Annotated in this window: 9 protein-coding genes; 5 read left to right on the top strand and 4 right to left on the bottom strand. The window is 70.1% G+C overall.

Annotation, left to right across the window (positions count from 1 at the left end; genetic code table 11):
- The first annotated feature begins 476 nt into the window (after positions 1-476).
- Positions 477-1,148 (top strand): LmbU family transcriptional regulator, encoded by a 672-nt coding sequence (locus LMU33_RS40420; protein ID WP_308280857.1) that lies wholly within the window; start codon positions 477-479, stop codon positions 1,146-1,148.
- Positions 1,149-1,175: 27 nt separating this feature from the next.
- On the opposite strand, the gene LMU33_RS40425 is transcribed toward LMU33_RS40420, so the two are convergent.
- On the bottom strand, positions 1,176-1,820 hold the full coding sequence (locus tag LMU33_RS40425) for an FMN-binding negative transcriptional regulator (protein WP_228627041.1): 645 nt from the start codon (positions 1,818-1,820) through the stop codon (positions 1,176-1,178).
- 299 nt (positions 1,821-2,119) lie between these two features.
- On the opposite strand from LMU33_RS40425, the gene LMU33_RS40430 reads away from it, so the two are divergent.
- A complete protein-coding gene (locus LMU33_RS40430) occupies positions 2,120-3,466 on the top strand; it encodes a lysine N(6)-hydroxylase/L-ornithine N(5)-oxygenase family protein (protein WP_228627042.1) in 1,347 nt (448 codons plus the stop codon).
- An 88-nt stretch (positions 3,467-3,554) separates the two neighbouring features.
- On the opposite strand, the gene LMU33_RS40435 is transcribed toward LMU33_RS40430, so the two are convergent.
- Positions 3,555-3,791, bottom strand: a complete 237-nt coding sequence (locus LMU33_RS40435; protein ID WP_228627044.1) for an MbtH family protein — start codon at positions 3,789-3,791, stop codon at positions 3,555-3,557.
- 412 nt (positions 3,792-4,203) lie between these two features.
- On the opposite strand from LMU33_RS40435, the gene argB reads away from it, so the two are divergent.
- Positions 4,204-5,112 (top strand): acetylglutamate kinase, encoded by a 909-nt coding sequence (argB, locus tag LMU33_RS40440; RefSeq protein ID WP_228627047.1) that lies wholly within the window; start codon positions 4,204-4,206, stop codon positions 5,110-5,112.
- A 94-nt stretch (positions 5,113-5,206) separates the two neighbouring features.
- Positions 5,207-5,764, top strand: coding sequence for a hypothetical protein (locus LMU33_RS40445; protein ID WP_228627048.1), 558 nt, complete (start codon positions 5,207-5,209; stop codon positions 5,762-5,764).
- A 175-nt stretch (positions 5,765-5,939) separates the two neighbouring features.
- Here the strand turns inward: LMU33_RS40445 and LMU33_RS40450 are convergent, their stop codons facing one another.
- On the bottom strand, positions 5,940-6,401 hold the full coding sequence (locus tag LMU33_RS40450) for a nuclear transport factor 2 family protein (RefSeq protein WP_228627050.1): 462 nt from the start codon (positions 6,399-6,401) through the stop codon (positions 5,940-5,942).
- A gap of 283 nt (positions 6,402-6,684) precedes the next feature.
- On the opposite strand from LMU33_RS40450, the gene LMU33_RS40455 reads away from it, so the two are divergent.
- Positions 6,685-8,931, top strand: coding sequence for an MMPL family transporter (locus tag LMU33_RS40455; RefSeq protein ID WP_228627052.1), 2,247 nt, complete (start codon positions 6,685-6,687; stop codon positions 8,929-8,931).
- A 127-nt stretch (positions 8,932-9,058) separates the two neighbouring features.
- Here LMU33_RS40455 and ddaH read toward each other — a convergent pair whose 3' ends face one another.
- Positions 9,059-9,904: a dimethylargininase gene (gene ddaH, locus LMU33_RS40460; protein ID WP_228627054.1), complete on the bottom strand. Its 846-nt coding sequence runs from the start codon at positions 9,902-9,904 to the stop codon at positions 9,059-9,061.
- Between the last annotated feature and the right edge of the window lie 137 nt (positions 9,905-10,041).

Genomic DNA, 10,041 nt, shown 5'->3' on the forward strand with positions numbered 1-10,041 from the left:
ACCCTCGGCTACCGCTGGGCCACCACCAAGTTCAACCAGGACACCAAGTAACCGACCACGACAACGCAGACCAGCCACCCCACCCCACGCCCACCCCGAGGCGGCGTACCCCGGCACCACACCGGAGCACGCCGCCCTTACGCGTCAGCAGCCCTCGCGCGCCACCTGAAACCTCCGTCGCGAGTCGCCCTCGTACCGTGTCCCGTCGGCGGGACACCCCCGCGCCATGCCACGGAGACGTTCGACGCGCAACCGTTCGAGTACCGCTCCGGCCCTGCTCCGGCCCAGCTCCACCCCTCCCTGCGAGGCTTCTCGCCGGTTATGTGGACCCTTTTCATGGAGGCATGATGACGCGTCAGGCCGGTCAGTCCGCGGGGTCGCACGGCGGCCCGGCAACCACTCTCCCGCCGACCCCGTCGCGGCAGCCGCGCACTGCGGGGGCCGCGCCGCGCCGGGGCCAGGTGCTGACGACCAGGGTGGGCCTCCAGATGCCGGCCAAGATGGCCTACGACGAGTGGGAGCGGGCCGGGCGCCAGCTCGCCGACGTCCTCGACTCGTCCTCCTGGTGGCTGGGCGACTGGCTCGTGTACGGCAAGGACCACTACACCGACCGGTACCAGCGCGGGATACGCGCCGCCGGCCTCTCGTACCAGACCCTGCGCAACTACGCGTGGGTCTCCAGACGCTTCGACCTCACTCGGCGCCGGCCCGCCCTGAGCTTCCAGCACCACGCCGAGCTGGCCTCCATGCCGGTCGAGGAACAGGAAATCTGGCTCGACCGCGCCGAGCAACGGCATTGGACCACCAAGCAGTTGCGCAGCGCCGTCCGCGCCGCGCGCCAGAGCGAGCGGCAGCCGCCCACCTCCGCCGAGCCGAGCCGCCGCCTGGAGGTCCCCGGGAGCCGCTTCCAGTGGTGGCACAGGGCCGCGGAGCAGCTGGGCGTCGACTTCGAGCAGTGGGTGATGACCACGCTCGACAGCGCGGCCGCGAGCGCCCTGGAGGACCTCGGCACGCTGGCGGAGCGCGCGGAGATCCCCGAGCTCAAGCGCGTCAAGGGCCTGACCGCGCCGGCCGCGGGCGTCCCCGCGGAGAGCGCGCGACCGGGGGTGCTCGCCGAGCGGACCCGCCCGGTGGCCATCAGCGCCTGAGGCCCCGGCACCGAGGCCTCCGGCACGTCACGGCAGCCGGCTCATCAGCCCGGCGACGTCGCGCTTGTACGCGCACCCGCTCTGCCCGAACGACTCCCGCACCCGCTCGCGCACCTCGCCCGGCTGCTCCTGGCTGAGCTTGAACATGCCCTCGGCCCCGGTCACCGTGAAACGGAAGGCCCCCACGGCGGGCACGATCTCGCGGAAGTAGCCGAGCGACTCGGTCATGTCCCAGCCGTTGCCGAACGCCCCTTCGTAGGCACGCACGGTGGACTGCACCACGCCCAGCGTCTCCTCGATCGAGGAGATCTTCTCCACCACGCCCCGGACGTGCACCGCGGTGAAGTTCCAGGTCGGGGCGGCCGGAGTCTTCTCGTACACCGTGGGCGACACATAGGAGTGCGGACCGGTGAACGTCAGCAGCAGGACACTGCCCGTCTCCAGCGCAGCCCAGTGCGGATTCGCCCGGTTCATGTGCCCGAGCAGCGTGGCCCCCGGCAGCTCGCCGGACCAGTCGCCGGACTTCTCGGGGTCGAAGATGACCGGCAGGTGCGTGGCGAACGGACCGTCCTCGGGGCTGCCATTGGTCACCGCAAGCGCCAACGGGTTACCGCGGATCAGGTCCGCCATCCACGCACTGTCCGGTTCGCGATAAAAGCTGGGCACGAACATCCGGATTCACCTTTCGGCAATGGGCTCGGGGCATGGCTCTGGCTCAGGGGCAGGATTGATGCATTACTCCGGACATACGCCATAGGCCGCGCCACGCGGAAATCTTGAGAATCCGCGCCGACCCTACCGCCCGTCCCGTCGACGGGACAACGCCCCTCGGCCGGCGAGCACCTGATGAAGCCGTCGAACAGTCTTCGTGCCGCCCTCGAGTTGCCTTTTAGACACTCTCCGGAGAACACTGCAAGACGGTCTCTCGAGCCACCGGTCGAGTTTTCCAGACGCAAGCGGGAGAATTTTCTATGGACATAACGGGTAGGCCCAGCCAAGAGATCTACGACGTGGTCGGTATCGGGTTCGGCCCGTCCAACATGTCGCTCGCGATCGCCCTGGAGGAACACGAAGCGAGCTCTCCGCAGCATCCGATCAAGGCGCATTTCTTCGAGCGACAGCCCACGTTCGGCTGGCACCGGAACATGCTGCTGCCGTCGACGACCATGCAGATCTCGTTCCTCAAGGACCTCGTGACCTTCAGGAACCCGACGTCCCGGTACGGCTTCATCTCGTTTCTGCACGCCTCGGACCGGCTGGTGCAGTTCGTGAACAACCAGGACTTCTTCCCGACCCGGCAGGAGTTCCACCAGTACCTGGAGTGGGCGGCCGCCGACCTGAGCGACCGGGTCACCTACGGCGCCGAGGTCACCTCGATCCGGCCCCGCACCGGGGCCGACGCCGAGACGCCCGACCTCCTCGAGATCGAGGTGCGCGGCAGCGACGGCACCACCAGCGTCGTCACCGCACGCAACGTGGCCATCTCGACGGGCCTGGTGCCGCGCCTGCCCGAGGGTATGACGGCCGGCGAACGGGTGTGGCACAGCTCGGAGTTCCTGAGCAGGTTCAACGCACAGGACCCGCGCGGCCTCAAGAGCGTGGCGGTGGTCGGCGCCGGCCAGAGCGCTGCCGAGATCACCCGGTTCCTCTACGACTCGCTGCCGCACGCCGAGGTCTCCGCGATCATGCCGTCCTACGGCTACTCCATCGCCGACGACACCCCCTTCGCCAACCAGGTGTTCGACCCGAGCGCGGTCGACGAGTACTACTTCGGCACCGAGCGGGCCCGGGACTCGTTCTGGCGCTACCACCGCAACACCAACTACTCGGTGGTCGACGCGGACGTCATCCGGGCCCTGTACCAGCGCTCGTACGACGAGCAGGTGCGCGGCAGCCAGCGGCTGCACTTCCGCAACCTCACCCGGGTCGCCGAGGTCGAGCAGACCGGTGACGCGACGCGGGTCGTCCTGCACTCGCAGCTCGACGACAAGACGACGGAACTGGCCGTCGACGCGATCGTGTTCGCCACCGGCTACGACGGCGTGGACCCGGCCCGCCTGCTCGGCGACTTCGACCAGAACTTCCTGCGTGACAAGGCGGGCAGGCACCAGGTGACGCGCGACTACCGCCTCGTCGCCGCGTCGGGGCTGACCTGTGGCGTCTATCTCCAGGGCGGCACCGAGCACACCCACGGCCTGACGTCCGCCCTGCTGTCGAACATCGCGATACGCAGCGGCGAGATCGCCGATTCGATCGTGCTGCGGCGCACCGAGCAGGAGCTGGGCAGCAGCGTGAAGGTCGCGCGCTCGGCCGCCTGAGGCGGCACGGCATGGGGGTGGGTCCCGGTGCTGTCGCTGCAGCACCGGGACCCACCCCCATGGCAGTGCCGGGCGGCGCCCGGTCACCTCACGCGGCGTCGGCGGCGGCCGTGCCGGCGTCCATCGCGTCCCGCAGGCTCTGCGGCCGCAGGTCGGTCCAGTGCTCCTCCACGTACGCGAGGCACTTGTCGCGGCTCTCCTCGCCGAACACGATGCGCCAGCCGGCGGGAACCTCGGAGAACGAGGGCCACAGCGAGTGCTGCTGCTCGTCGTTCACCAGAACGTAGAACCGGCCGTCGGTGTCGTCGAACGGGTTGCTGCTCATGATTCCACTCCAATTCAAGCCGTCCACGATTCACTTTCGAGTGGAAAGTGAATCATCCATCAGTGGGATGGAGTTGGCGAGACCGCCGATCCCGATCATGGCACCTTTCGGGAATCCCGTGGAGGCTTGCGGGAACCATTGCCCTTGATATCCGTCACGGAGTTGACGGGAATCGATGTTCCATTGGCCCGCGTCCGCGCGCGATGATTGCCGCGCAACCGCAGCTCGGGCCGACAGGTATTCACCTTCCCAAAACCCCGTATCACGGCCAAGTGTTTTCGTGCCGTACTCAAGCGCATGTCCATCGGTCGTCGGGGCCCGGCCTCGGGCCGGGGTCCTCCACAGAAGGAGTCGTGCCTATGAGCGCCCACTGCCCGGTCGGCGGCCCAGCCCCCCGGCGTGCGAGGTCCTCATGACCGTCAGCGTGCACCCGGCCCTGGCCAAGGCCCGGTCCATCGGCGACGCCCTGCCATGGCTGGCCCGCCACCAGGGCCGGACGGTCGTCATCAAGCTGGGCGGACACGCCATGGTCGCCGAGGACCTCACGGCGGCCTTCGCCCGCGACGTCGTCTTCCTGCGCTACGCCGGGCTGCGGCCCGTGGTGGTGCACGGAGGAGGCCCCCAGATCGATGCCGAGCTCGCACGGCGTGGCCTGGAGCGCGAGTTCAGAGCCGGGCTCAGAGTCACCTCGCCGCCCGCGATGGACGTGGTGCGGATGGTCCTCGCCGGCCAGGTGCAGCGCGAACTGGTCGGGCTGATCAACCGCTTCGGCCCGCTCGCCGTCGGCATAACCGGCGAGGACGCGGACACCCTGACCGCGGTGCGGCACGTGCCGTGGATCGACGGGGAGCCGGTGGACGTCGGCAGGGTCGGCGAGATCGCCGGCGTGGACACCGGTGCCCTGGACGGTCTGCTGGCGGACGGCCGGATCCCGGTGGTCTCGCCGCTCGCCCGCAGCGTCGAGGACGGCCTGGTCTACAACGTCAACGCCGACACCGTGGCGGCGGCGCTCGCGACCGCGCTGCGCGCCGAGGCGCTCGTCATGCTGACGGACGTCGCGGGTCTGTACGCGGGCTGGCCGGACAGCGACGAGGTCATCCAGCGGCTGACGGCCGGCGAACTGGAGAAACTCCTGCCGGAGCTGAGCGACGGCATGGTCCCCAAGATGACCGGCTGCCTGGACGCCGTGCGAAGCGGCGTGGGCTCGGCCCGGGTGATCGACGGACGGATCCCGCACTCGGTACTTCTTCAGATGTTCACCGACGACGGGGTCGGCACGGTGATCGTGCCGGACCCGGACGAGGCGGAGGCCCTGCGGTGAACGAGCAGCGGCGACAGCAAGGGCGAACCATCGGCCCGGCCCGGCTCACCGGCAGCCGGACGACGACACTCGAGCGAAGGCGGGGGCAGTGCCCGTGACACACACACCCTGGGCTCCTCCCTCGGCCCATGACCGACTGCACGCCGTACCGCCGTCCGTTCCGGCACCCGAGACCGACCACGCCACCGGGTACGGGACCGGCGGTGAGCCCTCCCCCGGCGCGTCCGGCGGCGCGCCCGGACACACGGTGACCCCGCGTGCATCCCGCCTGAGCATCCTGCCGACGTACCAGGAGCCCACGCCGGACCGACCGGCCGGCCACCCCGAGTCCAGCCGACCCGAGTCCAGCCGACCCGATCTCCGGCCGGCGCCCCGGAACGATCCGCCCGACGCTCTCATCCGCCTGCGGTTCGCCGACGCGATCGCGCTCGGACGTGCCGGCGCCGCCTTCGGCGCCGGATCGGGACCGGGCCTCGGCGACGCGTGGAGCGACCCGGCGACGCTCACTCTGCAGATCTCCGCCGATGCCGGCATCGAGACCCTCCGGGCCGTGCTCGCGGTCCTCGACGCGGCAGCGGTCACGGCCGAGTCGCTCACCGTCCACACACACGAACTCGACGACGTCCTCGCCGCGTTCACCAGCCTGCCCTGAACTCCGGGCGGGACCGTCGCCGACCCCCGGGCCGCGCACGAATGCCGGGCCGGCACCACGGCGGGCGTGGCGGTCACCTCGGTCGCGTAGGCCACCGCCGCCCCGATGTCCCTGGAACACCGGTCGGGGGCGGCCGCCCGGCGCCGCGTCACGACAGCGAGCAGGCAGTGTGCGATCAGGCCAGGTCGTCGCGGGTCACCCGGCGATGCGCGGCGCGCCACTCGCCGCGGGTGCGGACCAGGACGTCCTCCATGACGTACGCGCACAGGACCTTGGAACCGCCGCCGCTCGGCGTGAGGTACACCAGGGCCGAGCAGCGGGTCTGCAGCGACCCGTCCGCCCGGGGGTGTACGTCGAGCTTGCCGACCCAGTGGTCGAGGCGGCTGCCGGCCCGCCGCTGCCGTGCCGCGCCGGCGCGCACGTAGCGGGCGAGCCCGTCGCGCGCACGCACCGGCTCGGACAGGGACGGCAGTTCCAGGACGGCGTCCTCGGTGAAGGTGCCCGACCAGCTGTCGGTGTCGTGCGCGTCCAGGATCTGCATCTGGTGTGCGTAGAACTGCTGTACCTGCGCGTACAGGGCGGCGAACTTCCGGCTATGCAGCGTGCCTTCGGCGGTGCCCACCAGCTCGACGGTCATGATCTCAGCCTCCGCCTCCGTCGGTGCCCTTGGGGCGGTGAGGGTTGCCGGCCCCGGGGCACTCCAAGCAATCCGAACTCGGTGCGGACAGTCTTTGAGGCTCAGCTCGAGCTTCTTTCAAATACTCCTCAAGCGCTCCCGACGACGCTGGACGCGGGGGACATCCCCAACGACAACTCGACGACGTCCTCCCCACCCTCACCTCCTGGACGTGACCGGCGACCGGTCCTGGCAGCACCACCCATCCCCTCACAATCCGCGTAAGAGCAGGAGTCTCTTCGACATGGCCACCTTCCTCTCATCAGTGGGCCGCTTCGCCTTCCGGCGACGCGGCCTGGTGACCCTGCTGTGGCTCGCCGCCCTCATCGGAATAGGCGTCGCTGCCTCCTCCGCGCCCACGCCGCCCGCCGACACGTTCTCCATGCCGGGCACCGAGTCCCAGAAGGCCTTCGATCTGCTCAAGGAGAAGTTCCCGGCGGCGAACGCCGACGGCGCCACCGCCCGCGTGGTGCTGCGCGCCCCGCAGGGTCACAAGCTCGCCGACCCGGAGGAGAAGGCCAAGGTCGAGGACCTGGTCGCCCGGCTCGGCAAGGCGCCCGAAGTGGTCGCCGTGTCCGACCCGTTCAAGGCGAACGCCGTCAGCAAGGACGGCACCACCGGCTACGCGATCGCCACCTACAAGGTCGCCGCCACCAAGCTGGACGACAAGGCGCACAACGCCCTCACCGAGGCCCTCGACCAGTCCCGCAAGAGCGGCCTGACCGTCGAGGCCGGCGGTGACGCGGTCAAGCTGGAGGCGAGCTCGGGCGGCGGCGCCGAGGGCATCGGCATCCTGATCTCCGCCCTCGTCCTGATCCTCACGTTCGGCTCGATGATCGCCGCGGGCATGCCCCTGGTGACGGCGCTCATCGGCGTCGCCATCGGCACCTCCGCGATCACCGCACTCGGCTCCACGCTGGGCCTGTCGAGCACCACGACCACGCTGGCGATGATGCTCGGCCTCGCGGTCGGCATCGACTACGCCCTGTTCGTCATCTCCCGCTACCGCGCCGAGCTGTCCGAGGGCCGCGAGCGCCAGGACGCCGCCGCACGCGCCGTCGGCACCGCCGGCACCGCCGTCGTCTTCGCCGGCCTCACCGTGATCATCGCCCTGGCGGGCCTCGCCGTGGTCGACGTGCCGATGCTCACCAAGATGGGCCTCACCGCGGCCGGCACGGTCGCCATCGCGGTCCTCGTGGCCCTCACCTTCGTCCCCGCCCTCCTCGGCTTCGCACCGATCAAGGTCATGCCCCGCGCCGAGCGCAAGCGTTTCTACGGCAAGCCGCTGAGCGCCCGTCAGCAGCGCAAGGCGGACAAGCGGGCCGCGCGCGTGAAGCCGAACCTCGGCACCCGCTGGGCCGCGTTCGTCGTCCGCCGTCCCCTGGCCGTCCTGTTCGTCGGTGTCGCGGGTCTCGGCGCCCTCGCCATCCCCGCGGCCAGCATGCAGCTCGGTCTGCCGAGCGAGGGCACGTACGCCAAGGACACCACCCAGCGCAAGGCGTACGACATGCTGTCCGACTCCTTCGGAGCCGGCTTCAACGGCCCGCTGACCGTCACGGTCCAGGGCAAGGACACCGCTGCCGCGGCGGCCAGGATCGGCAGGCAGCTCGCCAAGGTCGAGAACGTCGCGACGGTGAGCCCCGCGGCCACCAACCCCAAGGGTGACACGGCGATCATCACCGTCGTGCCGAAGACCGGCCCGCAGGACCATGCCACCGAGGAACTGGTCAGGACGATCCGCGGCATGAAGGACGACTTCCGGTCCTCCGACAACGCCACGGTGCTGGTCACCGGCACGACCGCCCTCTACATCGACTTCTCCAAGACCCTCGACGACGCCCTCCTGCCCTACCTGGCTCTGGTCGTCGGCCTCGCCTTCCTCCTGCTGATGCTGGTCTTCCGCTCGGTTCTCGTCCCGCTCAAGGCGGCCCTGGGCTTCCTGCTCTCGGTCGGTGCGGCGCTCGGCGCGGTCGTCGCGGTCTTCCAGTGGGGCTGGCTCGCCAAGGGCCTCGGCATCACCCAGCAGGGCCAGGTCATGAGCACACTGCCGATCTTCATGATCGGTGTGGTCTTCGGTCTCGCGATGGACTACGAGGTCTTCCTCGTCGCCCGGATGCGGGAGGCGTACGTCCACGGGGCGAGCCCCTCCGACGCGGTGGTCACCGGCTTCCGCTACGGCGGACGGGTCGTCACCGCCGCCGCGATCATCATGACCAGCGTCTTCTCCAGCTTCATCCTGGACACGAACGACTTCGTGAAGATGATGGGCTTCAGCCTCGCCGCCGCCGTCCTCTTCGACGCCTTCGTGGTCCGCATGGCCCTGGTCCCGGCCCTGTTCGCCCTGCTCGGCAGGTCCGCCTGGTGGCTGCCGCGCTGGCTGGACCGGCTGCTGCCGAACATGGACGTGGAGGGCGAGAAGCTCAACAGCTTCCCGGCCGCCGCCCCGATCCCCGGTCCCCGCCAGGAGCGGGAGCCCCTCTACACGGGCTGACCGTCCGCCCTCTGACACCGGTCCGTGATCCCCCCGTCCGGACCGGCCAACGGCCACCGCCGGCCCGAGTGCCTCACAGCACCGGGCCGGCGGTGGCCGAGCTCTTTGGTGGTCTGTCTTTGCCGTCCTACAGGACGAGGGTGCAGCACTTGACGCTGCCGCCCGCCTTGAGCAGCTCGCCCAGCTCCACGCCGATCGGGTGGAAGCCACGGTCCTTCAGCTTCTCGATGAGTCCGGTGGCCGCCTGCGGCAGCAGCACATTGAGCCCGTCGGAGAACGCGTTGAGGCCGAACACCGCCGCGTCCTCGTCCGTGGCCAGGATCGCGTCCGGGAACATCTCCCGCAGCACCGACTGGCTGCCCGGCGTGAACGCCGCCGGGTAGTACATGATCTCGGTCGGCGAGAGCACCGTGAGGGCGGTGTCCAGATGGTAGAAGTTCGGGTTGACCAGCGTCAGACCGGTCACCGGCAGTCCGAAGAACTCCTGCGCCTCGGCGTGCGAACGCGGATCGGTGCGGAATCCGGCCCCGGCGAGGATCCGCCGTCCCACCCGCAGGTAGTCACCCTCGCCCTCGTTGACGAACTCCGGCCACAGGATCTCGCGATACCCGTTCCGCTCGAACCAGTCGAGATAGGCCGGCCCCTCCGCGGTCCGCTCCCGGTGCCGGAACCGCGCGCCCAGCACCTTGCCGTCGACCACGGTGGCGCCGTTGGCCGCGAACACCATGTCCGGCAGGCCCTCGAGCGGCTCGATCACCTCGACGGTGTGCCCGAGCGACACGTACAGCTCCCGCAGCGCCTCCCACTGCCGCAGCGAGGCCGCGGTGTCCGTCGGTTTCTGCGGGTCCATCCACGGATTGATGCTGTACGTCACGTCGAAGTACTGCGGACGGCACATCAGCAGGCGGCGCGGAACCGCCTCCCGTACCGCCCGGACGGCCCATTCCTCGTCGGCGACGGCGTTCGAAGGCATTGCGGGTCCTCCTTGTGAGAGTGGAGTGCGTGTGTGAACCCGGCGCTGCAAGGGTGTGCGCGCCGGGTGTCAGAGGGGTGCCTCAGCCGATGACGGTCCAGGTGTCGCCGCCGGCGAGGAGGGCGGCGAGGTCGCCC

Source organism: Streptomyces barringtoniae, assembly GCF_020819595.1.
Lineage (GTDB): Bacteria > Actinomycetota > Actinomycetes > Streptomycetales > Streptomycetaceae > Streptomyces > Streptomyces barringtoniae.